Source organism: Kitasatospora sp. NPDC041988 (genome assembly GCF_055588525.1).
In genome coordinates this window covers 1-24,477 of the sequence record NZ_JBVJCO010000014.1, presented here as the reverse complement: position 1 = coordinate 24,477, position 24,477 = coordinate 1, and the positions used below count along the sequence as shown (strand labels likewise).

The window sequence follows — 24,477 nt, the reverse complement described above, 5'->3', positions numbered from 1 at the left end:
TCCAGGCCCCCGTGGTCTGGGCGGGCGGTGTCGTTTCACGGCCCGCCGCGGTGTCGCGGTACGGTGCACGCAGGTCGCGGAGGCCGAGGAATGAGGTGCAGCACTGTGGGCAAGGTCGTGCTCGTCACCGGTGTGGCCCGCCAGTTGGGGGCCCGCTTCGCCGCCGAGCTCCGCCGCCGGCCCGGCGTCGACCTGGTGGTCGGCGTGGACGTGCAGCCGCCCCGGCAGGCCGTCGAGGAGCCGGACGGGCCCGCCGCGCCGTACCGGTTCCACCAGCTCGACCTGCGCCGCCCGGCGGTGGCCCGGGTGATCGCCGAGCACGGCGTCGACACCGTCGTCCACCTCGCCGTGAGCGCCACCGGCCTGGGCTCCACCAACCGCTCGTCGGTCAAGGAGTCCAACGTCATCGGCACCATGCAGCTGCTCGGTGCCTGCCAGAAGGCGCCCGGGGTGCGGCGGCTGGTCGTGAAGTCGACCACCGGCGTCTACGGCTCGGCGCCGCGCGACCCGGCGGTGTTCACCGAGCGGACCCAGCCCAAGAACCTGCCCGGCGGCGGCTTCGCCAAGGACGCGGTGGAGGTCGAGGGCTACGTCCGCGGCTTCGCCCGCCGCCGCCCGGACGTCGCGGTGACGGTGCTGCGGTTCGCCAACATCGTCGGGCCCGGCGCCGACACCCCGCTCAGTGAGTACTTCGCGCTGCCGGTGCTGCCCACCGTCCTCGGGTACGACCCGCGGCTGCAGTTCGTCCACGAGGACGACGTGCTCGCGGTGCTCTCCCTGGCGGCCGACGAACCCGAGCCGGGCACCGTCAACACCGGCACCTTCAACGTGGCGGGGGAGGGCGTGCTGCTGCTCTCCCAGTGCGCCCGCCGGCTCGGCCGGCCGATGCTGCCGCTGCTGCTGCCCGCGATCAGCTGGATGGCCGGGCTGGCCCGGCAGACCAGGATGGTCGACTTCTCGCCCGAGCAGCTGCGGCTGCTGACCCACGGCCGGGTGGTGGACACCGCCCGGCTGCGCGAGACCTTCGGCTACCGGCCCCGGTACACCACCCCGGAGGCGTTCGCCGACTTCGCCGCCGCCCAGTCCGCCGGCCTGCTGCCGCCCGAGCGGCTCGCCGCCGTCACCGACGGGCTGGCCGCGCTGCTCGGGCGCGAGCACGGCCCGGCCACCCGTCCCGACCGACCCAGGAGCTGAACCCGCGATGAGTGCCGCAGCCGAGAACGCGCCGGGCGAGGCCAAGGTCATCCCGATCGAGTCCGCGCCCAGCTGGAGCGAGCCCGACCGGCCCGCCGGCCTGGCCGACCAGCTCGCCGACGCCGTCGGCGGGGCGCTGGCCGGGCGGCTCGGCCCGGCCGCCACCCGGCTGTTCGGCAAGGGCTGGGAGGGCCGGGCCGCCGACGGCCTCGCCTTCGTGCGCCGCCGGATCACCGGGGACTACGAGGTGGACGAGTTCGGATTCGACCGCGAGCTGACCGAGGAGGTGCTGCTCTCGCTGCTGCGCCCGCTCGCCGAGAAGTACTTCCGGATCGAGGTGCGCGGGATCGAGAACATCCCGGCCGAGGGCGGCGCGCTGATCGTCGCCAACCACTCCGGGACGATCCCGCTGGACGCCCTGATGACCCAGGTCGCCATCCACGACCACCACCCCGGCGGGCGGTTCCTGCGGATGCTCGCCGCCGACCTGGTGTTCGTCCTGCCAGGCATCAACGAGCTGGCCCGCAAGGCCGGCCACACGCTGGCCTGCAACGAGGACGCCCAGGCACTGCTGGAGCGCGGCGAGCTGGTCGGGGTCTGGCCGGAGGGCTTCAAGGGCATCGGCAAGCCGTTCTCCGACCGGTACAAGCTGCAGCGGTTCGGGCGCGGCGGGTTCGTCGCCTCGGCGCTGAGGGCGCAGGTGCCGATCGTCCCCTGCTCGATCGTCGGTGCGGAGGAGACCTATCCGATGATCGGCAACTTCAAGACACTGGCCCGGCTGCTGGGCCTGCCGTACGTGCCGATCACGCCGACCTTCCCGTGGCTCGGGCCGCTGGGCGCGGTGCCGCTGCCGACCAAGTGGACGATCCAGTTCGGCGAGCCGATCGCCACCGACCGGCACCCGGTGGAGGCGGCGGACGACCCGATGCTGGTCTTCGACCTGGCCGACGAGGTGCGGGAGACCATCCAGCACACCCTCTACGAGCTGCTGGTGCAGCGGCGTTCGGTGTTCTTCTGATCCTGCCGGAATCCTTCCGGAACGGCTGAGGGGCCCGGCGGCGCCGGGCCCCTCAGCCGTTCCGGCCGCGTCAGCCGCCGAGGATCCGCAGCCCGGGCAGCAGCCCGGGGATCAGCGGTGGCACCTCGACACCCTGCGGCGGTGCGTCGCCGGTGGCGGCGCTGGGTGTGCCGGACGGCTGCGGGGCCGCCTGGTCGGGCGTCGGGTCGGGGCTCGGGGAGGGCTTGGTGCCGGTGAGCCCGCTGGTGAGGTTGTCGACCAGCCCGTTGACCGCGCCCGCGGCGTTGCTGGGCACGCTGCTCGGGGCGACGGCGCCGCCGTTGCCGGGCGTGCTCGCCCCGGCGGAGGGTGCCCGCTCGGTGGTGCCGGCCTTGCCTCCGTTGGCGCTGCCCGCGCCGCCGCTCTGGGCCGGTCCGGCGCCCGGTGCGGGGTTGCCGCCGACGGCCGGGGTGCCGGCCGGGGAGCCGCCGCTGGGCGCGGAGCCCGTGCCGCCGCCCGTCCCGTTGCCGACCTTGTCGCCGCCCTTGGCGGGCGGCCCGGCCAGACGCAGGGGCGCGACGTCCTCGCTTATGTCGTCGAAGAGCTGGTCGACCAGGTGCGCCTGCGGGATCAGCTGGACCGGCAGCCTGCTCTGCAGGTCGCTCCAGCGGTCGTCCTCGTCCTGGGCGAAGCCGGCCAGGGTGCGCATCGGGTCGAGCGAGCCGTTGCTCCGGTAGACCGAGCGCAGCAGGTCGCGGCCCTTGAGGGCGTCGGCGTGCATGTCGTCGAGCGCCTTGCGGACCTGCTCGACGGTGCCCGGGCTGAGCGCGCCGGCGCCGTCCGTCCGGCCGACCAGGCTCTGGGCCTCGCCGAGCCGGGTGGCGGCGTTGTCGAGCAGCAGCCCGCCGCGCTCGCTGTCGGAGTTCGCGAGGTCCAGCCGGAGCCCTTCGAGGCCGCGCTTCATGCCGTACAGCGTGTCCCCGGGCAGGGCGTTGGAGCTGGCGGCGGCCGCACCGGCGAAGCTGCCGACGGCGAGCCCGGCGACCAGGCCGCCGATCGCGAACCGGCGGCTCCAACGGCCGCGCGGCGCCATCCGGACCGCCCGGTGCCTGCGCTGGCGGGGCACGGTCGCGCCCGGCCCGCCGGCGAAGGCCTGCTCGAACGCGGCCATCAGCTGGGCGCGTTGGACGGTTCGGACCTCCGCGTCCAGCTCCGGTCCGGGCAGTGCACCGAGTGCACCGGCCATGCCGACCAGCTCGGCCATGGCGGCCGAACCGGCTCCGGTGGAAACGGTGTTGGCCGATCCGGCAGCGTCGGCGCCGCGTTGCTCTGCCTGGTGGGCCTCCAGCGCCTCGGCGAAGGCCTTCACCCGCCGGTGCTCCAGCACGTTTGCCGTCACGGGCCACACCTCCCTTCGTCGTTGTCGACACCCCGGCCTGCCGGACGGTTGCCTCGGCGGGCCAAAGCCACTCCATCGGGTGAGAGGTCGCAATTCGACTTGACCGTACGCCTGGTGGAGGCTTGCACGCTGGCCAACGAGCGGTGCGGGCGGTCGGTTACGCACGGCTGATCATCGGACCGACCGTTCACCCGGACGTGTCGGGCCGGCACCGACGGTGACGGCCCCCCGGTCGTCCTCCCCGGTGGCTTACCCGTCGTCCTCCCCGTCGTCCACCCGGCTCGCTGCCCGGCTATCTCACCGGGGCGGTCCCCGGCGCCGTCCCCGGCGCCGCCGCCGCGGTCCCCCGGTCCCGCTCCGCTCACCGCGCGTCGGGCGGCAGCAGGCGGGCCAGCGTCCGCACCGCGCGGTACTGGAGGGTCTTGATGGCGCCCTCGTTCTTGCCCATGATCCGGGCCGTCTCGGCCACCGAGAGCCCCTGCAGGAAGCGGAGCGTGACGCACTCCTGCTGCTGCGGGTTGAGCCGGCGCACAGCGTCCAGCAGGGCGGCGTTGGAGAGCGACTCCAGCACCGACTCCTCCGGGCTGCGCTCGCACTCGTTGGAGTCGAGCATCTCCCCGGTGGTGACCTCCAGCCGGAACCGGCTGGACTTGAAGTGGTCGGCCACCAGGTTGCGGGCGATGGTCACCAGCCAGGCGCCGAAGTCCCGGCCCTGCCAGGTGAAGGTGCCGATCCGGCGCAGCGCGCGCAGGAAGGTCTCGCTGGTGAGGTCCTCGGCGGTGGCCCGGCTGCCCACCCGGTAGTAGATGTAGCGGTAGACGGTGTCCGCGTAGTGGTCGTAGAGGCGGCCGAAGGCCTCGCTCTCGCCGGCCTGGGCCTTCTCGACGAGCTCCATGATCGGGTTGTGCTCGGTCTCGTAGCCGGGGCTCGGGGCCGTCCTGGCCCGGCTGCGGCCGCTGGTGCCGGTGGCCCCGGTCCGGCCGCGCGAGCCCGTCCCGGTGGAGGAGCCGGCGGCGGTGGTGCGCAGGGCCTGGCCTGCGGGTTGGGGCGGGCCGTAGCCGAACGCGGCTCCGGCGGGGACCAGTTGGGGCGATGCGGTGAGCTGGCTGCGGAGCAGGGTGCGCAACAGCTCCAGGCCGGTGGAGATCTGCCGGGCGGAGGCCGGGCGGCCGCGGAGGCTGGTGCGGGAGCGCAGGGGCGCGGGCGACGGGCGGGAGGGTGCAGGCGCGTCGTTCCGGACGGGTGGGTACACGGGACTCCCAGAGGCAGAACTGTGGACGGATCACCTCCGCCTGCGCGGAGAGCACGTCCGCGCCGCCCGGTCGGGAGGGGCGCGTGGGTGACGTGCATCCAGGAGAGAATAACGCTTTGTGCAATGACAGCTACACCGTGTGGTCGAAGTGGTCGTTTAGGATCCGCATTGCATGCATATTCGGCTGACACTGACCGAAGATGTCATCGTTCATCCGGCTCAACGTGATCGAACAGGCGCATAGGGTGACCAATTCGGCGGTCTGGTGGGCGGTTTCCCAGTCATTGGCCTCGGTAACCCCTGACTTTCCCCGTCTGACGAACGATCAGAACCGGTCACTGGATGACAGGTTCGTTCGGCCGGCTCGGACGGCCCTGCGCCACACGGGAGTTCGCCCGTACGAGGGGCCTGGTCAGCATGCGGATTGACGGGTGGTCACCCGTCCAGGGGAAGCCGTCGCCCCGGCGCGCCACGGCACGGCGAGGGCGTGGCCAGGACGTGCTTCAGGCGGGTCCGGGTCTGGTCCGGGGCGCGGGTCAGGCGCGCTGGCGGCGGTGCAGGGCGACCCCGGCGGCCGCCGCGCCCGCGACGACGCCCAGTGCGGCCGCCGCCGGCAGGCCCACCCGGGCCGCCTTGCGCCCGGTCCGGAAGTCCCGCACCCGCCAGCCCTGGGCCCGGGCGTGCCGGCGCAGCGCGCCGTCCGGGTTCACCACGTACGGGTGGCCGACCAGCGAGAGCATCGGGATGTCGTTGGCCGAGTCGCTGTACGCGGCGCAGCGGTCCAGTGCGAGCCGCTCGCGGCGGGCCAGCGCCCGGACGGCGGCCGCCTTGGCGGGCCCGTGCAGCAGCTCGCCGACCAGTCGGCCGGTGTAGAGGCCGCCCTCGGCCTCGGCCACGGTGCCGAGCGCGCCGGTCATGCCGAGCCGGCGGGCGATGACCCGGGCCACCTCCAGCGGGGCGGCGGTGACCAGCCAGACCCGCTGGCCGGCGTCCAGGTGCATCTGGACCAGGGCGCGCGTGCCGGGCCAGATCTTGTCGGCGACGACCTGCTCGAAGACCTCCTCGCAGATGGCTTCGAGGTCGGCGGTCCGCTTGCCGGCGACCAGGCCGAGCGCGGTGTGCTGAGCGTCGGCCATGTGGTCCGGGTCCTCGGCGCCGTGCAGCCGGAACCAGGTCTGCTGCCAGGCGAACCGGGCGATGTCACGGCGGGTGAGGAAGCCGCGGCGGTAGAGGCCGACGCCGAGGTAGAAGATCGCGGCGCCGCGCAGGATGGTGTTGTCGCAGTCGAAGAACGCGGCGGCGCGCGGGTCGTCCCGCTCGGGGGTGTGGTTCCCGGCGGGTGCCTTGGGGGCCTTCGCCGGCCGGTCGGCCGCCGGGGCCTGCTCGGCTGCCGGGGCCTGCTCGTCCGGCGCGGCGGGGGCGGTGGCGACGGCCGGCTCGGCCCGCAGGGCGGCCTCCGCCGCCTCGGCCGCGGCCTCGCCGGCCAGGGCGGTCCGCGCGGTGGTGGAACGCCTTGACTGGGTGAGCCTTCGGAGCACGGCCATGGCACCGAGCATAGCCAGCCGGGCCGGGAGAGGCCGTGACGGCGGCGTGCCCGCGCGGTGAACACCGGACGGCCCGGCCGTGGGTCCGGGTCGGTGTGAGAGGGGCGCACAATGGCCGGGTGAGCCCACTGCTGCGACGTGACAAGAACCCGAGCCCGAAGCCGGCCGAGCGGACCGTGACCCTGGTCGGCAAGCCGGGCTGCCACCTGTGCGACGACGCCCGGGAGGTGATCGTCCGGGTGACCGGTGAGCTCGGTGCGTCCTTCGAGGAGAGGGACATCACACAGGACGAGGAGCTGTACCGGAAGTACTGGGAGCAGATCCCGGTCACCCTGATCGACGGCCGCCAGCACGACTTCTGGCGGGTCGACGAGCGCCGCCTGCGCGCCGCCCTCGGGGCCTGAGAGGCGGGCGGTACGCGCCCGGAGCGCCGCCGGTCGGCTCCCGCTCACTGCCGACGCCGCCCCCGCCGGTCGGCGGGGGCGCTTCGCCGAATCGTTGTGAAGAAAACCGGGATCGCTCTGGGGAGCCCCCTGCTGGTCGGCTTACGATCGAACTCGTTTGCGCCCATGGGGGGCTGAGCACGCGAGGAGTGCCGCCATGCTTCCCGTCCCGACCCCTGGGACCTCTGTCGCCCCCGCCGGGGCCGGGGGGTTCGCGGTGGTGGACGTGGAGGCGACCGGCCGCAGCCCGTGGCGGCACCGGGTGGTCGAGGTCGCCGTGGTGCTGCTGGACGGGGCGCTGCGTCCCGAGGCCGAGTTCTGCACCCTGCTGGACCCGTTGGGCCCGGTCGGCCCGACCCATGTGCACCGGATAGCCCAGGCCGACGTCGAGGGCGCCCCCCGGTTCCGCGAGATCGCGCCGCACCTGCTGGAGCTGCTGGCCGGCCGGGTGCTGGTCGGCCATCACGTGACCTGCGACCACGCGTTCCTGGACCGCGAGTTCGCTCGGATCGGCGTGCCGCTGCCGCCGGTCCCGCTGCTCTGCACGATGCGGCTGGCGCGCGCGCACCTGCCGCAGGCCCGCGGTTTCGGCCTGGTGGCCTGCGCGGAGGCGGCGGGTCTGGGCCGGTTCCCGGCGCACACCGCGCTGGGCGACGCCCGGGCCACGGCCGAGCTGCTGCGGCACTGCCTGGGGGCACCGTCCTGCCCGCCGGACGACTGGGCGGTGCCGTTGCGCGAGGCGGCCCGGGTGCCGTGGCCGCGGCTGGGCCGGGCGCGTTCCCGGCCGTCCGGGGAGTCCGTTCCGCTGCTCCGCCGCGACCTGCCGTCCGGGGAGTCCGTCCCGCTGCTCCACCGCGACCCGGCGTCCGGGCCGTCGGCGGCGGGCCTGCCCGAGCCGCTGCGGGAGCCCGCGCACCCCGTCCGGACACCGGGCGCACAGCCCCCGGCGGCGGCCCGGAAGGAGTCCGGTGCTATGGGGTCTTCGGCGTGATGCGCATCACTGTGCGGGGACAAATCGGACACCATCTTTGTGCACACGTTCACAAACGCATAGCCTGGCTGCCAAAGCCCAGCTTCACCCACAGGAGCACCGTGGCAATCGGCCGATCACCACAGAGCAGTTCGCAGACGCCCGACCAGGGCGCCGCGCGCCGACCCTCGCGTGCCCGGGGCATCCCGGAGGCGACCGTCGCCCGTCTTCCCCTCTACCTGCGGGCCCTCACCGCGCTCTCCGAGCGCTCGGTGCCGACCGTCTCCTCCGAGGAGCTGGCGGCCGCCGCGGGCGTGAACTCCGCGAAGCTGCGCAAGGACTTCTCCTACCTCGGCTCGTACGGCACCCGCGGTGTCGGCTACGACGTCGAGTACCTCGTCTACCAGATCTCCCGCGAGCTGGGCCTGACCCAGGACTGGCCGGTCGTCATCGTCGGCATCGGGAACCTCGGCCACGCGCTCGCCAACTACGGCGGCTTCGCCTCCCGCGGCTTCCGGGTGGCGGCCCTGCTGGACGCCGACCCGGCCGTGGTCGGCAGCAGCGCGGCCGGCCTGCCGGTGCGCCACATGGACGAACTGGAGTCCATCGTGGAGAGCCAGCACGTCTCGATCGGCGTCATCACCACCCCGCCCGGCGCCGCCCAGCAGGTTTGCGACCGCCTGGTCGAGGCCGGCGTCACCAGCATCCTCAACTTCGCCCCGACCGTGCTGACCGTCCCGGACGGCGTGGACGTGCGCAAGGTGGACCTCTCCATCGAGCTGCAGATCCTGGCCTTCCACGAGCAGCGCAAGGCCGGCGAGGAGCCCGACCGCACCGAGTCGGTGCTGGACCGCGCCCCCGGTCCGGTCCGCGCGGCCGCCGCCAAGCTGCGCCGCGCCGCCGGCGGCTCCGGCAAGACCCGTACCACCGCCGAGCCGGCGGCCAAGGACGCCGAGGCGGCGCCGAAGGCCAACAAGCCCGGCAAGGGCGGCGAGGGTGAGCTCTCCGCGGTGATGCCGGCATGAGCAACGAGATCCGTGGCACCAGGGGGCGGGCATGAGTCTTCTCGTCGTAGGACTGAGCCATCGCACCGCCCCGGTCGGCGTGCTGGAGCGCGCCGCCCTGACCGGTGACGTCCCGACCAGGCTGCTGCACGACGCGGCGGCCACCGCGACCGTCGCCGAGGCCGCGCTGCTGAACACCTGCAACCGGATCGAGCTGTACGCGGACGTGGACAAGTTCCACGCCGGCGTCGCCGAGCTGTCGCTGCTGCTGGCCCACCACAGTGGGGTGGACCTGGAGGAGCTGACCTCCCACCTCTACGTCCACTACGAGGACCGCGCCGTCCACCACCTCTTCTCGGTGGCCTGCGGCCTGGACTCGATGGTGGTCGGCGAGGGCCAGATCCTCGGCCAGCTGCGCGACGCACTGGCCAAGGCGCAGGACGAGCACACCGCCGGGCGCGGCCTGAACGAGCTGTTCCAGCAGGCCCTGCGGGTCGGCAAGCGCGCGCACAGCGAGACCGGCATCGACAAGGCCGGCCAGTCGCTGGTGACCTTCGGCCTGGAGCAGGTCGCGGCCGGCGCCGGCGAGATCGCGGGCAAGCGGGCCCTGGTGGTCGGCGCGGGCTCGATGAGCTCGCTGGCCGCCGCCACCCTGGTCCGCTCCGGCGTCACCGACCTGCTGATCGCCAACCGGACGCCCGAGCGCGCCGAGCGGCTGGTCGAGATCCTCGGTGCCGGTGCGGCCCGGACGGTCGAGCTGGCCAAGGTGCCCGAGGCACTGGCCGACGTCGACCTGGTGATCTCCTGCACCGGCGCGGCCGGCGTGGTGATCAGGGCCGAGGACGTCGCCGCGGCGGTCGCCGCCCGCGGTGGCACCACCCCGCTCGCCTTCCTCGACCTCGCCATGCCGCGCGACGTCGACCACGCCGTGCACGAGCTGCCCGGCGCGCTCCTGGTCGACCTGGAGAGCCTCTCGCACGCCCACGCCGCCACCCCCGGCGCCGGGGACGTGGACGCGGTCTCCGGCATCGTCGCCGACGAGGTGGCCGCCTTCGGCGCCGCCCAGCGGGCCGCCCGGATCGCCCCCACCGTGGTGGCGCTGCGGGCGATGGCCTCCGACGTGGTCGCCGCCGAGCTGGGCCGACTGGACTCCCGGCTGCCCGGTCTGGACGAGCGCTCCCGCGCCGAGATCACCCAGACCGTCCGCCGGGTGGTCGACAAGCTGCTGCACGCGCCGACCGTGCGGGTGAAGCAGCTGGCCGCCGAGCCCGGCGGCGCGTCCTACGCGGACGCGCTGCGCGAGCTGTTCGACCTCGACCCGGCGGCCGTGCACGCGGTCTCGGGCACTCCGATCGGCACCCAGCAGCCTTCGGGCGGGGGCGCCAGATGAACCGTCAGCCATCCCACGAGTACCACCGGGACGATCACCTCATGAATGGTCAACCGCTCACCGACCAGGCCCCGGCCGCCACCGCACCCCTGCGACTCGGCACCCGGCGCAGCGCGCTAGCCATGGCCCAGTCGGGCATGGTCGCCCGCGAGGTGACCCGGCTCACCGGGCGCCCCGTCGAGCTGGTGGAGATCACCACCTACGGCGACACCTCCCGGGAGGCGCTGGCACAGATCGGCGGCACCGGCGTGTTCGTCTCCGCCCTGCGGGACGCCCTGCTGGACGGCCGGATCGACTTCGCCGTGCACTCGCTGAAGGACCTGCCCACCGCCGAGCCCGCGGGCCTGGCGCTGGCCGCGGTGCCCGAGCGCGAGGACGCCCGCGACGCCCTGGTGGCGCGCGAGGGCCTGGCCCTGGACGAGCTGGTCGAGAAGCTGGCCGGCGCCGGGCACACCGCCCGGATCGGCACCGGCTCGCCGCGCCGGATGGCCCAGCTGAACGCCTGGGCCCGCGCCCGCGGCGCCCAACTGGAGACGGTCGCGATCCGCGGCAACGTGGACACCCGGATCGGCTTCGTCGCCTCCGGCGAGCTGGACGCGGTGGTGCTGGCCACCGCCGGTCTGAACCGGCTCGGCCGCGCCGCCGAGATCACCGAGCACCTCGACCCGGAGCTGATGCTCCCGGCCCCCGGCCAGGGCGCGCTCGCGATCGAGTGCACCACCGCCGACCAGGACCTGATCACCGCGCTCTCGGCCCTGGACCACCTCCCCACCCGGGTCGCGGTGGCCGCCGAGCGTGCCCTGCTGGCCACCCTGGAGGCCGGCTGCTCCGCGCCGGTCGCCGCGCTGGCCACCTGGGGCCACCCGTACGAACTGCGGCTGGAGGGCGTGGTCGGCACCGTCGACGGCGCCACCCTGCTGAAGATGTCCGCCAACGGTCCGATCGTCCTCGACGAGACTGCCGAGCAGCAGGCGAAGGCCCTCGGCCACGCCCTTGCCGCCCGGCTGCTCGACGCGGGCGCGGCCGCCCTGATGGGGGAGCGAGCCCGATGAGCCCCACCACCGCCACCGACACGCCGTTCCCGGCCGACAGCCCGTTCGCGGGCGGGCCGGCCGCCGCCGGACGGTGCACCTTCCTGGGCGCGGGCCCCGGGGACCCGGGCCTGCTGACCCTGCGCGCGGTCGAGGTGCTGGCCTCGGCCGACATCCTGGTCGCCGACCCGCTGACGGCCGCCGCCGTGCGCAGCCACTGTCCGGCCGGTGTGCAGGTGCACACCCCCTCCGCCGAGGGCACCGACTTCGACCTGGCCCAGCTGGTCGCGGAGGCGGTCCGCTCGGGCAAGCACGTGGTCCGTACCGTCGACGGCGACCCGGGCCTGGACGGCTGCGCCGCCGAGGAGATGCTCAGCTGCGCGGGCGGCGGGATCCCGTTCGAGGTGATCCCGGGCGTCGCCCAGTCGGTCGGCGTACCGGCCTACGCGGGCGTCCCGCTGCGCGGCACGGCCGGCACCGACGTCCGTTTCGTGGACGGCGCCGCGCTGCTCGCCGGCAGCCCGGTGGACCTGGGCGCGCCGGAGACCACCCTGGTCGTCCGCACCACCCTGGGGCAGCTGCCGGCCACCGCCAACGCGCTGGTCGCCAACGGCCGCAAGCCGGAGTCGGCGCTCAGCGCGACGCTCTCCGGCACCACCACCCGCCAGCGCACCTTCACCGCCACCCTGGCCACCATCGCGGCGGACCTGAAGGCGGCCCGGGTGCTGCCCTCTCCGGTCTCCGCCCCGGTGGACCCGGCGACCTCGGTGATAGCCGTGGTGGGCGAGCAGGTCGCCCACCGCGCCTCGCACTCCTGGTTCGAGACCAAGCCGCTGTTCGGCTGGAACGTGCTGGTGCCGCGGACCAAGGAGCAGGCCACCGGCCTCTCCGAGCAGCTCCGCTCGTACGGCGCGGTGCCGCAGGAGGTGCCGACCATCGCGGTCGAGCCGCCGCGCACCCCGCAGCAGATGGAGCGGGCGATCAAGGGCCTGGTCACCGGCCGCTACGAGTGGATCGCCTTCACCTCGGTGAACGCGGTGCGCGCCGTCCGCGAGAAGTTCGAGGAGTACGGCCTGGACGCCCGGGCGTTCGCCGGGATCAAGGTCGCGGCGGTCGGCGAGACCACCGCGCAGGCCCTGGTGGACTTCGGTGTGAAGCCCGACCTCGTACCGTCCGGCGAGCAGTCCGCGGCCGGGCTGCTGGAGGACTGGCCGCCGTACGACCCGGTGTTCGACCCGATCGACCGGGTGCTGCTGCCGCGCGCCGACATCGCCACCGAGACCCTGGTGGCCGGCCTGGTCGAGCTGGGCTGGGAGGTCGACGACGTGACGGCGTACCGGACGGTGCGCGCCTCGCCGCCGCCGGCCGAGACCCGTGAGGCGATCAAGGGCGGCGGCTTCGACGCGGTGCTCTTCACCTCGTCCTCGACCGTGCGCAACCTGGTCGGCATCGCCGGCAAGCCGCACAACGTGACGGTCATCGCCTGCATCGGCCCGGCCACCGCGAAGACCGCCGAGGAGCACGGCCTGCGGGTCGACGTGATGGCTCCGGCCCCGTCGGCGGCCGCACTGGCCCAGGCGCTGGCAGACTTCGGGGCCAAGCGCCGCGACGCCGCGACCGCGGCGGGCGAGCCGGTCTACCGGCCCAGCGAGCGCCGTCCGGGCTCGCGTCGCAAGGCCCGCTGAGAATCCTCCCCGCCGGGGGCGGCAACCCCGTCGCCCCCGGCGCTGCACAACCGTTCGGAGAGAGAAGCCGTGTCCGCTGAATTCCCGTACGTTCGCCCCCGCCGGCTCCGCACGACCCCGGCGATGCGCCGGCTGGTCGCCGAGACCCGGCTGCACCCGGCGGAGCTGATCCTGCCGCTGTTCGTCCGTGAGGGCGTCAGCGCGCCGGTGCCGGTCACGTCGATGCCGGGCGTGGTCCAGCACACCCGCGACACCCTGCGCAAGGCCGCGGTCGAGGCCGCCGAGGCGGGCCTGGGCGGGGTCATGCTGTTCGGCGTGCCGGCGGTGCAGGACGCGGTCGGCAGCGAGGGCACCAACCCGGACGGCATCCTCCAGCAGGCGATCCGGGACGTGGTCTCCGAGGTCGGCGACTCCCTGGTCGTGATGTCGGACCTCTGCCTGGACGAGTACACCGACCACGGCCACTGCGGCGTGCTGGCCGCCGACGGCAGCGTGGACAACGACGCGACGCTGGAGCGCTACGCCGAGATGGCCCGGGTCCAGGCGGACGCCGGCGTCCACCTGGTCGGCCCGTCCGGAATGATGGACGGCCAGATCGCGGTGATCCGCAGGGCCCTGGACGAGGCCGGGCACCAGGACGTGGGCATCCTCGCCTACACCGCCAAGTACGCCTCGGCGTTCTTCGGCCCGTTCCGGGAGGCGGTCGGCTCCTCGCTGAAGGGCGACCGCAAGAGCTACCAGCAGGACCCGGCCAACGCCCGGGAGGCGCTGCGCGAGCTGGAGCAGGACCTCGCCGAGGGCGCCGACCTGGTGATGGTCAAGCCGGCCATGGCCTACCTGGACATCCTGCGGCAGGTGGCCGACGCCTCGCCGGTGCCGGTGGCGGCCTACCAGGTCTCCGGCGAGTACGCGATGGTCGAGGCGGCCGCGGCGAACGGCTGGATCGACCGCGAGCGGATGATCCTGGAGACGCTGACCTCGATCCGCCGGGCCGGGGCCGGGCAGATCCTGACCTACTGGGCGGTCGAGGCCGCCGCGATGCTCAAGTAGTCCGGTCGTCCGGTCGTCCGGTCGTCCGGTAGTCCGGTAGTCCCGTACGCGGACGAAGGCCGGGCCCCTCCCGCGGAGGAAGGGCCCGGCCTTCGTCGTACGCCCGGACGTCAGCCGACGTGGGCGAAGCCCTCCACGCCGCCGAGCGCGTCGGTGGAGGTGGCGGCGCCCCAGCCGTGCGCACCGCTGTGGATGTGCGAGGTGTGGGCCAGGCCCCACCACTCGCCGGCGGCGAACACCGGGTGGGCCGAGGCGACGAACTCGCCACCGCCGGCCAGGCCGACGTGCGCGAACGCCGGGGTGGCGACACCCGCGAGCGCCAGTGCGCCGAAGGCGGTCAGCGCGGCCTTGCCCAGCTTGCTCTTCATGGATCTGCCCTCTCGTTCGGAGCGCTCGTTCGGAGCGCTCTGCCACTGATCACGTGAACACACGCTGCCGTCCGTCCCGGCGCCCCACGCGCCGGGACGGACGGCCTGTCACCCGGCCGGGCCACGCCCGAACGAGGCGGTCCGGCCGGACAGTTGATCGCATCAAAGCCCGGAGGGCCCGGGGAGACGTCCCCGGGCCCTCCGTCCGCGCCATGCCCCTGGATCAGCCGATCAGGTGCGAGACACCCGCGTCGCCCGAGGACTGGGTGTTCTGGCCGACGTTGCAGATCTGCTTCGGGGTGCTGTTGAGGACCGGGACCTCGACCGGAACCGCGACACCGATGACGGCGACCGCGATGTTGTGCACCTCGGGCAGGCAGACGTTCGCGTTGTCCAGGGTGTGGAAGTTCGGCGAGCCGTTGCCGTGGGTGCCGGTCTGGTTGGTGCCGCCGTTGCCCTGGGCGGAAACGGCCGAGCCGTCCGAGTCGGCGATGGCGGAGGCCGAACCCGCGGACATCGCGATGGCGGCGGCGGCCAGGCCGGCGGCGGCGAGGGTCTTCTTGATCATTTCTGGTTTTCCTCTCGGGGTTGAATCGGGGAGCGATTCGAAGGGTGGTTCAGGGGGGTGGTGCGGGGAGGCGGGTCAGCCGACCAGGTGGGAGACGCCGGCGTCGCCCTTGGTCTGGGTGCCCTGGCCCTGGGTGCAGTACTGCTTGCCACCGCTGTTGGCGATCGGGACCTCGACCGGGACGGCCACCCCGAGCACGCCGACGGCGATGTTGTGGATCTCGGGGAGGCAGACGTTCGCGTTGTCCAGGAAGTGGAAGTTCGGGCTGTTGTCACCGACGGTGCCGGTGAAGTTGGTGCCGCCGTTGCCCTGGAGGGACGCGGCGGAGCCGTCCGAGTCCGCGATGGCCGAGGCCGGCGCCGCGGCGGCGGCCAGTGCGGCGACGGCCAGGCCGGCGGCGGCGAAGGACTTCTGGATCATGGGGAGATCCCTCTCTGAAAAGCTTTTGGTTTCCGTGCGTACAACGCGTACAACGCTCAGACCCGGTCTGCGGTCACTGACATTCAGATCAAAGAATGACGGCACGGAAGGTTACGGGGATTTTTGAAAAGAGTCCGGGAGGCGCGGCGATCGGGGCTTTCCGGTCGGATTATTAGGCCGAACCGGTTAACCGCCGCAATCCGGGCTCCGGGTGTCTCGTTGAGACAGATTGCTTTCCGGCTGCGCCCGCGCAGCCGTCTCCCCAGATCTCCAGTACGGACAGGCAGAACGGTGAAAAGCATGAAGTTCTCCAAGCGGGCCGGCGCGATGCTGCTGGCGGTCGGTGCGGGCGTGCTCGCCTCCCAGGGAGCGGCGTCCGCCGCCGCGGTCAGCCCCGACCAGGTCGGGGCCCTGGAGGACAGGCTGGGCACCCAGCAGGTCCCGGTGGACGTGCCGCTCGCTCCGCTGGACAGCCGGATCTCCGGCGGCATCCCGACCTCCCTGGTGATGCCGGCCGTGCCCGGCCGCACCACCGGCAACGAGCTCCTCCCGGAGCGGATCGTGCCGGCGCTCGGCACCGGCAAGGTCGGCCCGACGGCCAAGGCCGAGCTGCCGCTGCCGCTGGTCGACCGGGGCGCCGACCTCGGCGAGCTGCTGCTGGAGGCCCCGGCCGCGCCGCTGCACGCCGACACCCCGGGGATCGGCCTCGGCAAGCCGCTCGCGCTCGCCCAGGACGGCACCGGGCAGCTCGCCGACGGTGCGCTCAAGGTGGACGAGATCGACCCGCGGCTGATCACCGGCGCGGTCCAGGCCGTCCCCGGCGCCAAGGCCACCCTCGGCAACGAGGACGAGCGGATCTCCGTCACCGACTCGGTGGGGGACCTGGCCGCGACCACCACGGCGACCACCACCGGCGTGGTGCAGCAGACCGGCCTGGCCGGTCTCGCCCAGCTCTGAGCGATTCCACCCGCGCGAGAGCCCGGTATCCCCGTCCAGGCCGGTCCGGACGGACGGGGGTACCGGGCTCCCGCGTGCCTGCTGCGGGTGCGTCCGCTGCCGGTGCGTCGGCTGCCGGTGCGTCCGCTCCCGGGCTCAGCCGGGCAGGGCGCCGAGCACCTGCCCGACGACCGGCAGGTCCCGCGGCCCGCCGCCGGCGCTCAGCGGGCCGGTCAGCGTGCTGGTGGAGACCGGCGCCAGGCCGGAGTTGTCCGGCTGGACGGTGGCGCCGTTGTTCAGCACGTCGGCCGAGGAGTTGGCCCACGGGTCCAGACGGAGGTCCTTGACCGGCGCGATGCCGTAGCCGAGGCCGGCGGTCGTACCGCCGAGCGCCTGGGCGAGGTCGGTCTTGGCCAGGCCGGCGCCGCCGGCGGCCGGCGCCGCGTGCGCCGTGCCGGCACCGGCGCCGAGCAGCATCGCGGCGCCCAGGGCGGCGGCGAGGCCGGCCCCGCTCTTCTTCGAAACCATGCGAATCACCTTCGGGGGGATCGGGTCCCCGGGCGGCTGGACTGCGCCCGGGCATGCCGAACTGCCCCCCGGCCGGCTGGTCGGGGGGCAGTTCGGCCGGAATGCGTGCCGATCGGGGATCAGCAGTCGTCCGAGTCGTGGTGCGGGTGCGCTTCCACGTTGGCGCAGCTGTTGCCGAACGCCGGGTTCAGGGCGCCGATCACGTCGACGGAGTTGCCGCACAGGTTGATCGGGATGTGCACCGGGACCTGGAGCTGGTTGCCGGAGAGCACACCGGGCGACCCGGCGGCGACGCCCTCGGCGCCGGAGCTGGCGGAGGCGGCACCGGCCGCGCCCATCACCAGGCCGGCGGCGGCGGCGGAGAGGACGGCGGCCTTCTTCACGTTCTGCATGGGGGTTGATCTCCTCGATCACACACGGGTTGAGCGGGCCGCACCCCGCGGTCGGCGGGGCGCGGCACGGACTCGGTGAAGCAGCTGTCGCCGGTGCGGCGACCGCCGGTTCAGCCGATGTTGGTGCAGTGGTTGCCGAACGCCGGGTTCAGGATGCTGACGACACCGATGGAGTTGCCGCAGACGTTGACCGGGATGTGCACCGGGATCTGGATCTGGTTGCCGGAGAGCACACCGGGGGAGCCGGCGGCGACGCCCTCGGCGCCGGAGCTGGCGAACGCACCGCCGGCCGCACCGACGACCAGGCCGGCGGCGGCGAGGGACAGGGCGGCGGCCTTCTTGAGGTTACGCATGGGGTTCTTCCTCCGTTTTCTGCCCGACCGTAAATGGAATTAGTCGGGAGCCGGGCGAAGGTGAATCATCGCCCGCTGGCTTCTGGAAATGCCGTGATTGTCACTCTGGCGGCCCAAGTGGCGCGTGTCGCCCGTGGCTTGGGCGATGGACGGCGGCCGCGTCACCGCACGTCGCGAATTGTTCCCGCACGGCCGGGACAATTCGCGCAGACGCGCGACCAGGAGCAATTCCGGACGGGCTCGGACCGGCGGCGGATCTCCCGGAGTCGATGAGCCGCCCGGCGAGGTGGGCCGGGCGGCCGTTCGGGGCTGGGTCAGGCGCTGGCGCAGTGGTTGCCGAACGCCGGGTTGAGCAGGCCGACCAGGTTGGCCGAGTTGCCGCACAGGTTCACCGGCACGTGCACCGGGATCTCGATCCCGTTGCCCGAGGCCACCCCGGGCGAGCCGGCCGCGACACCCTCGGCGGACGCGCCGTGGATGTGGTGGGCGGAGGCGACGCCGGCGCCGGCGGCCAGCATGGCGGCGGTGGCCGCGGTGCCGAGGGCGCCGTGGGCGAGCTTGCGCATGTGCGGTACTCGATTCGTCTGGAGGGCCTGGGTGGAGCGTGTTCCGCCAGGGAGAACGAGGAAGCGCCCGGGGGGAAACGGTCGGGCCGGGTGATCACCCGAATGCCTGGCGCCGGTTCGGTTAGGCCACTTGGGTGACAAAGGGTGTGCCGTCGCAACCGGGTCGGGCGGGTGTCGTTCTAGATGTCGCACTCCCCGTGCATCTCTGTCGATTAGTCAGGAGGCTCCTATGAGCATCAAGAAGACGGCCGCCGTCGGTGCCGCCGTGGTAGGCATCGTGGCGGCCGGTGCCGGCACCGCGATGGCCAGCTCCGGCGCCGAGGGTGTCGCCGCGGGTTCCCCCGGCGTCATCTCCGGCAACCAGGTCCAGGTTCCGGTCCACATCCCGGTCAACCTCTGCGGCAACACCATCAACGTGATCGGTCTGCTGAACCCCGCGTTCGGCAACCACTGCGTCAACGCGGGCTGACCTGCGCCCGGTTCGGCCGGCGCGAGCCGCCGTTCCGCGCTTCCCTCCTGGGGCGCGGGGCGGCGGCTCTCCGCATTCCGGGTGCTGCGCCGGCGCTGTACGGGCGGCCGCGTCGGTGCTCTGCGGGCGCTGGGCGGGGCTGGGTCAGGGCCTGCGCCGGGCTGGGCGAGTGGCCGTACGCGTGTCAATTCCCGGTGCCGTCACAAGCCTTGTTGCGTTACTTGTCAGTACTTAGAATATGAGACCTGCTCACCTTCTTTGCTCCGAGCCGCCCGGCGCCCCCGGTCGGGCGGTCCCCCACCCCGCAAGGAGTCGCGTGTGATCAGGTCAAGATTGTCAGGTGCGCGGCGGTTCCGGTCGGTTGCGCGCCGCTCCCCGTACGGCGCGCTGCTGGCGACGGGCGCCCTCGTCGCCACCCTCGGCCTGGCCGGTGCCCCCGCCGCCCTCGCCGACTCCGGACCGGCCGCCGCGGCCGCCGGCACCACCCGCCCGGCCGCGATCGTCGCCCTCGGCGACAGCGCCATCTCCGGGGAGGGGGCCGGCACCGACACCGGCGACGGCTACTTCCCCGAGACCGACAGCCCCACCAACTACTGCCACCGCCACCCCAAGTCGGAGATCTTCGTCACCGGCATCCCCGATGTCACCCCGGTCGACCTGGCCTGCTCCGGCGCCCAGACCGGTGACCTGGTCAGCGACCCCGAGCTGGCCAGGATCACCGGTGGCGGCAGCGGCGACTTCGGCGAGCGCAAGCAGGACGTCCAACTCGCCGAGGTGGCAGGCAAGTACGACGTCAAGATGGTCGTCGTCACGATCGGCGCCAACGACGACTTCGACTTCAGCGGGATCATGATGCACTGCCTGGCGCAGTACTTCCCGGTCCCCAAGGACCAGGGCTGCCGCGACACCATCGGCAGCGACGAGATCGCCCAGCGGGCCAAGAAGGTCCAGCCCAAGGTGGTCGCCGCGCTGCAGGACATCCGCCAGACCATGCGGAAGGCCGGCTACGCCGACAACGCCTACCAGCTGGTCTACCAGTCGTACTTCAACCCGATCACCCCGGACATCCGCCGCAACGACTACCTCGGCAAGGTCGCCGACGGCTGCCCGGCCTTCCCCGAGGACCTCGCCTGGGGCCACAACTGGGTGGTGCCGGTCTTCAGCGACACCCTGCGCGCCGCGGCCGAACAGGTGCCCGGTGTCCGGTACCTGGACCAGCGGCGGGTCGCCTTCGGCCACGAGGTCTGCGCCGAGTGGACCAGCTCCCCGTACGAGTACAGCAACGGGGACGTCATCAACCTCTCGGAATGGGTGCGCAACGGCTGCGACTCGCAGATCGGCATCCCCGGCCTCTGCATGAACATGGTCCGCCAGTCGTACCACCTGCGGGTGGCCGGCTACCGCGGCGAAGGAGTCTGCCTGGCCCAGTTCTACGCCAAGCCCGACCAGCAGCAGGCCTACTGCACCCTCAACCAGCAGAACACCACGTCCATCCAGCCGCTCACCCCCGGCAAGCCGTTCGCCGACGTGCCCGAGGACGGCGCCTGGTACCAGCTCACCAACTCCGCCAACGGCAAGGCGCTCGACCTCTCCGGCGGCGGCACCTACGGCGACTCCACCAACGGCCGCTCCGCCATCACCTACAACGCCACCGGCGGGCTCAACCAGTCCTTCGTCCTGGAGATCAAGCAGGGCGGCGGCTACGAGGTCGACTTCAGCGGCAACCGGGACATGTGCCTGGACGCCAACGCCGCCTCCACCGCCCCCGGCACCCGCCTCCAGCAGTGGGGCTGCAACGGCGGCGGGAACCAGCACTGGGTCTTCAAGCCGGCCGGCAACGGCCTCTACAAGCTGGCCGACTCCCAGGACCAGTCCAAGGTCGCCACCGCGAGCGGCAACCTCGACGCCAAGGGCAACCAGCTCGTCGAGCTCGCCGCCGACACCGGCGCCGCCAACCAGCTCTGGCAGCTCACCAAGCTCGGCATCGTCTACCTGCACGGCTGACGGCCCGGCCAGGCCGCCCACCGGTCACCACCCCGCCGCCGCCCCCAACCGGGCGGCGGCGGTTCCGGGAGTCCTGCACGGAAGGTTGACGCGGGTGGTCGAACCCCCGTGACGTAGGCTCGCCCGGCGGCGGAGCGTTGGACGGCCGCGCCGACCACGAGCGGGGGAGGGAGTCCCGAGCTGATGAGCACGGCAGCGAGCACATCGAGTACGGAGCCGGCGAGCGCGGAGCCGTCCGGTGCCGGCGATCGGCCCGACGGGGCCGAGGGCCAGGGCCGGTTCTCCGCCGCGGTGGACCGCTTCGCGCCCGCGCTCGGCGCGTACGCGGTGGTGAAGGCGGTCGGCCTGGCCGTCTTCATGCTGCTGCTCTCGCACACCGGGGACTTCCTCAAGAAGGAGGTCGGCCGCGGCGGCGGTGCCCAGCCCTGGGACGTGCTCGGTACCTGGGACGGCATCTGGTACCAGCGGATCGCCGAGAACGGTTACGACCCGCAGCTGATCCGGCTGCACGGTTTCGGCCCGCTGGCCACGTACCACGAGAACTCGGCGGCGTTCTTCCCGCTGTACCCGTGGCTGATGCGGCTGGTCGGCGCGGTGACCGGCCTCGGCCCGTACGGCTCCGGGATCCTCGTCTCGGTGATCGCCTCGTTCGTCGCGGCGGCCGGGATCTTCGCGATCGCCGAGCGGCTGGGCGGCTTCCGGGCGGGCGTGACCGCCGCGGTGATCTGGGGTCTCTTCCCGGGCTCGGGGGTGGAGTGGGCGGTCTACTCGGACTCGCTCTTCGTCGCGATCTCCGCCTGGGCCTGCTACTGCGTGATGACGCGCCGCTGGGTGGCCGCCGGTCTGCTGGCCCTCGCGGCCGGCCTCAACCGGCCGACCGCGGCCGCGCTGATCGCGGCCGTCTCGATCGCGGCGCTGGTGGCACTCGTCCGGCGTAGGGACGGAATCGCGCGCCCCCTGACCGCGATGCTGATCACCCCCTGGGGTCTGCTCTGGTACGTCGCCTGGGTCGGCTACCGGATGGGCGACTGGGGCGGCTACTTCAAGCTCCAGCGCGGCGCCTGGAACCGCTACTTCGACTGGGGCGCCTCCACCTCCCGCACCTTCCTGGACGTGATCACCGGGCACTGGACCTTCTGGCAGTCCAACCCGGTGCCGGACCTCATCGCGGTGGGGCTGCTGATCGCCCTGCCCGGCCTGCTGGTGCTGCTGTTGCGCGTCCGGCCACCGCTGGTGCTGGTGGTCTACACGCTGCTGACCGTCTTCACCGCGCTGAGCAGCAACCAGATCTTCAGCAACATCTCGCGCTACCTGCTGCCCGCCTTCCCGCTCTTCATCGGCCTGGCGATCGCCCTGCGCCGGGTGCGGCTGCCCTCCCTGATCGGCCTCTTCGCGGTGCCGTCGCTGGCGGCCGGCTGGTACGCGGGGTACGCGCTGTTCGAGCTGGGCATTCCGTAAACCGGGCGTTCCGTCGGGCGGCGCGTTCCGTCGGGCGGGGTGTGCTGCTGGATGGGGGTGTGCTGCCGGGCGCGGCGCATTTGGTTGTTCACGGGATCATCTGCCGGGAGACTGCCTTGCTACGCTCGGACGTATGACGACGAGCCCGCCCGTGCGCCAGATCCGCGACCTCTCCGGCCTGCTGGACCACGCCAGCCACGTGCTGGCGACCCGGATGGCGGCCGCCTTCACCGAGCTCGGGATCACCCCGCGCGCGTACTGCGTGCTCTTCCACGCGATGGAGGCCGAGCGCACCCAGATCCAGCTGGCCGAGCTGGCCGACCTGGACAAGACCACCATGGTCGTCACCGTCGACGAGCTGGAGAAGGCCGGCCTCGCCGAGCGCCGGCCGTCCGCCACCGACCGCCGGGCCCGGATCATCTCGGTGACCGAGGCGGGCGAGCGGGCTGTCGAGCAGGGCACCGCGATCGCCGACCGGGTCCACCGCGAGGTGCTGGAGTCGCTGCCGGACCCGGAGCGGACGGCCTTCGTCTCGGCGCTGTCGCGGCTGGTGGACGGGCACCTGGCGGAGCCGGTGGAGAGCGACCGGACGGTCCGGCGGGCCCGCCGCTCCCGGGGCTGAGTGAGGACCCAACAAGACCTTCCCGAGAAAGATAGTCCCGAACAAAACCATCTGTTAGTGTCATACCCGGTACTCGACGAACCGGGAGACCCACCATGACCACGCACGCCCCGACCGCGCCCGCCCCGCGCAAGGCCGCGCCGACCGCGTCCGCCCCGACCGCGTCCGCCCCGAGCCCGGCGGCCCCCGCCCGCTCCCGCGCGCTCGCCCTCGCGGTGCTCTGCGCGGGAATGCTGATGATCATCCTGGACGGCTCCATCGTCACCGTGGCCCTGCCGGCCATCCAGGCCGACCTCGGCTTCACGCCCGCCGGCCTGACCTGGACGGTCAACGCCTACCTGATCGCGTTCGCCGGCCTGCTCCTGCTGGCCGGCCGGCTCGGCGACCTGATCGGCCGCAAGAAGGTGTTCGTCGCCGGGCTCGCGCTCTTCACCGCCGCCTCGCTGCTCTGCGCCGTCGCCACCGGCCAGGGTGTGCTGATCGCCGCCCGGTTCCTGCAGGGCGTCGGCGGCGCGATGGCCTCCGCGGTCAGCCTCGGCATGATCGTCACGCTCTTCCCCGAGCCGGGCGAGCGCGGTCGTGCGATCGGCGCCTTCAGCTTCGTCGGCGCGACCGGCGCCTCGATCGGCCAGGTCCTCGGCGGCGTCCTCACCGAGGCCCTCAACTGGCACTGGATCTTCCTGGTCAACCTGCCGCTCGGCCTCACCGCCGCCCTGCTCGCCGTCCGGGTGCTCGACGCCGACCGCGGCCCCGGCCTGCGGGCCGGCGCCGACGCCCTGGGCGCCGTCCTGATCACCGCCTCCCTGATGCTCGGCATCTACACCGTCGTCGGCACCGGCGAGCACGGCTGGACCTCCGCCCGCACCCTCGGCCTCGGCGCGCTCTCCGGCGCCCTGCTGGCCGCCTTCCTGCTGCGCCAGGCCCGCACCGCCCACCCGCTGCTGCCGCTGCGGATGTTCCGCTCCCGCACCGTCGCCGGCGCCAACGTCGTGCAGATCCTGACCATCTCGGGGATGTTCGGCTTCCAGATCCTCGTCGCCCTCTACCTGCAGAACGTGCTCGGCTACGGCGCCGCCGCCACCGGCCTGGCGATGCTTCCGGCGGCCATCGCCATCGGCGCCGTCTCGCTGCTGCTCTCCGCCCGGCTGAACGCCCGCTTCGGCGAGCGCAACGTCCTGCTCGCCGGGCTGGCGCTGCTGGTCGCCGCGCTCGGGCTGCTCACCCGACTGCCGGCCGACGCCGACTACGTCGTCCACCTGCTGCCGACGATGCTGCTGGTCGGCGGCGGCGGGCTGGTGCTCTCCGGCCTCACCGCACTGGGCATGTCCGGCGCGAGCGCGGCCGACGCGGGCACCGCCTCCGGCCTCTTCAACACCACTCAGCAGGTCGGCGCCGCCCTCGGCGTCGCCGTCCTCACCACCCTGGCCACCTCCCGCGGCGCCGCCCTGACCGCGGCCGGCCACTCGACCGCGGAGGCCCTCACCGGCGGCTTCCGGCTCGCCTTCGCGGTAGCGGCCGGGCTGCTGACGGTGGCCCTGGTGCTCACCGCGGTCGTCCTGAGGCCCGCCCGCCCGGCCGCCGACCGGCCGGCCGCGCCGATGCTCTGAAGTCCCTGCTCTGAGGCGCGGATCTTCTGACGCACAGCCACACAGTCACACAGCCACACAGCGACGGGCCGCCGGGGTGACCGGCGGCCCGTCCGTTCGGCGCGGCGGGCGGGGGCACCTCCCGTGCGGGGGGGGGGGGGAGGGGGGGTGGGGGGGGGGGGGCGGACCCTCCTTGGCGTGAAGGGGAAAGACAGGGCCCCACCCCCTCCCAACTCCAGCCCGTCGGG

At 73.5% G+C, this 24,477-nt stretch carries 25 protein-coding genes; 15 read left to right on the top strand and 10 right to left on the bottom strand.

Annotated elements, in window-relative coordinates; genetic code table 11:
- Positions 1 to 105: 105 nt before the first annotated feature.
- Positions 106 to 1,194 carry an NAD-dependent epimerase/dehydratase family protein gene (locus ACZ6NC_RS16255; protein WP_465733379.1) on the top strand — a complete coding sequence of 363 codons (1,089 nt, stop codon included), beginning with the start codon at positions 106 to 108 and terminating at the stop codon, positions 1,192 to 1,194.
- Between the two features lie 7 nt (positions 1,195 to 1,201).
- A complete protein-coding gene (locus ACZ6NC_RS16250) occupies positions 1,202 to 2,212 on the top strand; it encodes a lysophospholipid acyltransferase family protein (protein ID WP_465733132.1) in 1,011 nt (336 codons plus the stop codon).
- Between the two features lie 70 nt (positions 2,213 to 2,282).
- On the opposite strand, the gene ACZ6NC_RS16245 is transcribed toward ACZ6NC_RS16250, so the two are convergent.
- The 3 genes from ACZ6NC_RS16245 to ACZ6NC_RS16235 form a co-directional block, all read right to left on the bottom strand.
- Complete coding sequence (locus ACZ6NC_RS16245; RefSeq protein ID WP_465733130.1) at positions 2,283 to 3,590, bottom strand: DUF5667 domain-containing protein; 1,308 nt, start codon at positions 3,588 to 3,590, stop codon at positions 2,283 to 2,285.
- 361 nt (positions 3,591 to 3,951) lie between these two features.
- Complete coding sequence (locus ACZ6NC_RS16240) at positions 3,952 to 4,737, bottom strand: ECF subfamily RNA polymerase sigma factor, BldN family (RefSeq protein WP_465733377.1); 786 nt, start codon at positions 4,735 to 4,737, stop codon at positions 3,952 to 3,954.
- 641 nt (positions 4,738 to 5,378) lie between these two features.
- Entirely contained in the window at positions 5,379 to 6,386 is a 1,008-nt protein-coding gene (locus ACZ6NC_RS16235; RefSeq protein WP_465733128.1) for an HAD family hydrolase, read from the bottom strand.
- A gap of 119 nt (positions 6,387 to 6,505) precedes the next feature.
- On the opposite strand from ACZ6NC_RS16235, the gene ACZ6NC_RS16230 reads away from it, so the two are divergent.
- The 7 genes from ACZ6NC_RS16230 to hemB all read left to right on the top strand — a co-directional run bounded on the left by ACZ6NC_RS16230 (position 6,506) and on the right by hemB (position 13,959).
- Positions 6,506 to 6,790, top strand: coding sequence for a glutaredoxin family protein (locus tag ACZ6NC_RS16230; protein ID WP_465733126.1), 285 nt, complete (start codon positions 6,506 to 6,508; stop codon positions 6,788 to 6,790).
- Between the two features lie 196 nt (positions 6,791 to 6,986).
- Entirely contained in the window at positions 6,987 to 7,820 is an 834-nt protein-coding gene (locus tag ACZ6NC_RS16225) for a 3'-5' exonuclease (protein ID WP_465733125.1), read from the top strand.
- Positions 7,821 to 7,921: 101 nt separating this feature from the next.
- Positions 7,922 to 8,824, top strand: a complete 903-nt coding sequence (locus ACZ6NC_RS16220) for a redox-sensing transcriptional repressor Rex (RefSeq protein ID WP_465733123.1) — start codon at positions 7,922 to 7,924, stop codon at positions 8,822 to 8,824.
- 31 nt (positions 8,825 to 8,855) lie between these two features.
- Positions 8,856 to 10,193 carry a glutamyl-tRNA reductase gene (locus ACZ6NC_RS16215; protein WP_465733121.1) on the top strand — a complete coding sequence of 446 codons (1,338 nt, stop codon included), beginning with the start codon at positions 8,856 to 8,858 and terminating at the stop codon, positions 10,191 to 10,193.
- Between the two features lie 41 nt (positions 10,194 to 10,234).
- Positions 10,235 to 11,245, top strand: a complete 1,011-nt coding sequence (gene hemC, locus ACZ6NC_RS16210) for a hydroxymethylbilane synthase (protein ID WP_465733119.1) — start codon at positions 10,235 to 10,237, stop codon at positions 11,243 to 11,245.
- On the top strand, positions 11,242 to 12,909 hold the full coding sequence (locus ACZ6NC_RS16205) for a bifunctional uroporphyrinogen-III C-methyltransferase/uroporphyrinogen-III synthase (protein WP_465733117.1): 1,668 nt from the start codon (positions 11,242 to 11,244) through the stop codon (positions 12,907 to 12,909). Before hemC ends, ACZ6NC_RS16205 begins: the two co-directional genes overlap by 4 nt.
- A gap of 69 nt (positions 12,910 to 12,978) precedes the next feature.
- Positions 12,979 to 13,959 carry a porphobilinogen synthase gene (gene hemB / locus ACZ6NC_RS16200; protein ID WP_465733115.1) on the top strand — a complete coding sequence of 327 codons (981 nt, stop codon included), beginning with the start codon at positions 12,979 to 12,981 and terminating at the stop codon, positions 13,957 to 13,959.
- 110 nt (positions 13,960 to 14,069) lie between these two features.
- On the opposite strand, the gene ACZ6NC_RS16195 is transcribed toward hemB, so the two are convergent.
- From ACZ6NC_RS16195 to ACZ6NC_RS16185, 3 genes are all read right to left on the bottom strand, one after another.
- Entirely contained in the window at positions 14,070 to 14,327 is a 258-nt protein-coding gene (locus ACZ6NC_RS16195; RefSeq protein WP_465733113.1) for a hypothetical protein, read from the bottom strand.
- A gap of 223 nt (positions 14,328 to 14,550) precedes the next feature.
- Entirely contained in the window at positions 14,551 to 14,895 is a 345-nt protein-coding gene (locus ACZ6NC_RS16190; RefSeq protein ID WP_360182585.1) for a rodlet layer protein, read from the bottom strand.
- A gap of 75 nt (positions 14,896 to 14,970) precedes the next feature.
- Entirely contained in the window at positions 14,971 to 15,315 is a 345-nt protein-coding gene (locus ACZ6NC_RS16185) for a rodlet layer protein (protein WP_465733111.1), read from the bottom strand.
- Between the two features lie 300 nt (positions 15,316 to 15,615).
- Between ACZ6NC_RS16185 and ACZ6NC_RS16180 the strand changes: the two genes are divergently transcribed.
- Entirely contained in the window at positions 15,616 to 16,272 is a 657-nt protein-coding gene (locus ACZ6NC_RS16180; protein WP_465733109.1) for a hypothetical protein, read from the top strand.
- Positions 16,273 to 16,407: 135 nt separating this feature from the next.
- Here ACZ6NC_RS16180 and ACZ6NC_RS16175 read toward each other — a convergent pair whose 3' ends face one another.
- The 4 genes from ACZ6NC_RS16175 to ACZ6NC_RS16160 all read right to left on the bottom strand — a co-directional run bounded on the left by ACZ6NC_RS16175 (position 16,408) and on the right by ACZ6NC_RS16160 (position 18,090).
- Positions 16,408 to 16,779, bottom strand: coding sequence for a hypothetical protein (locus ACZ6NC_RS16175; RefSeq protein WP_465733107.1), 372 nt, complete (start codon positions 16,777 to 16,779; stop codon positions 16,408 to 16,410).
- A 119-nt stretch (positions 16,780 to 16,898) separates the two neighbouring features.
- Positions 16,899 to 17,171: a chaplin gene (locus tag ACZ6NC_RS16170; RefSeq protein ID WP_465733105.1), complete on the bottom strand. Its 273-nt coding sequence runs from the start codon at positions 17,169 to 17,171 to the stop codon at positions 16,899 to 16,901.
- Between the two features lie 110 nt (positions 17,172 to 17,281).
- Complete coding sequence (locus ACZ6NC_RS16165; RefSeq protein ID WP_465733103.1) at positions 17,282 to 17,524, bottom strand: chaplin; 243 nt, start codon at positions 17,522 to 17,524, stop codon at positions 17,282 to 17,284.
- 314 nt (positions 17,525 to 17,838) lie between these two features.
- Entirely contained in the window at positions 17,839 to 18,090 is a 252-nt protein-coding gene (locus ACZ6NC_RS16160) for a chaplin (RefSeq protein ID WP_465733101.1), read from the bottom strand.
- A gap of 229 nt (positions 18,091 to 18,319) precedes the next feature.
- Here ACZ6NC_RS16160 and ACZ6NC_RS16155 point away from each other — a divergent pair, with 229 nt between their 5' ends.
- The 5 genes from ACZ6NC_RS16155 (at position 18,320) to ACZ6NC_RS16135 (ending at position 24,250) form a co-directional block, all read left to right on the top strand.
- Positions 18,320 to 18,559: a chaplin gene (locus tag ACZ6NC_RS16155; RefSeq protein ID WP_465568007.1), complete on the top strand. Its 240-nt coding sequence runs from the start codon at positions 18,320 to 18,322 to the stop codon at positions 18,557 to 18,559.
- 318 nt (positions 18,560 to 18,877) lie between these two features.
- Positions 18,878 to 20,563, top strand: a complete 1,686-nt coding sequence (locus tag ACZ6NC_RS16150) for an RICIN domain-containing protein (protein ID WP_465733099.1) — start codon at positions 18,878 to 18,880, stop codon at positions 20,561 to 20,563.
- 183 nt (positions 20,564 to 20,746) lie between these two features.
- On the top strand, positions 20,747 to 22,021 hold the full coding sequence (locus ACZ6NC_RS16145; RefSeq protein ID WP_465733097.1) for a hypothetical protein: 1,275 nt from the start codon (positions 20,747 to 20,749) through the stop codon (positions 22,019 to 22,021).
- A gap of 133 nt (positions 22,022 to 22,154) precedes the next feature.
- Entirely contained in the window at positions 22,155 to 22,643 is a 489-nt protein-coding gene (locus tag ACZ6NC_RS16140; protein WP_465733095.1) for a MarR family winged helix-turn-helix transcriptional regulator, read from the top strand.
- A 95-nt stretch (positions 22,644 to 22,738) separates the two neighbouring features.
- A complete protein-coding gene (locus ACZ6NC_RS16135; RefSeq protein ID WP_465733093.1) occupies positions 22,739 to 24,250 on the top strand; it encodes a DHA2 family efflux MFS transporter permease subunit in 1,512 nt (503 codons plus the stop codon).
- The last annotated feature ends 227 nt before the right edge of the window (positions 24,251 to 24,477 follow it).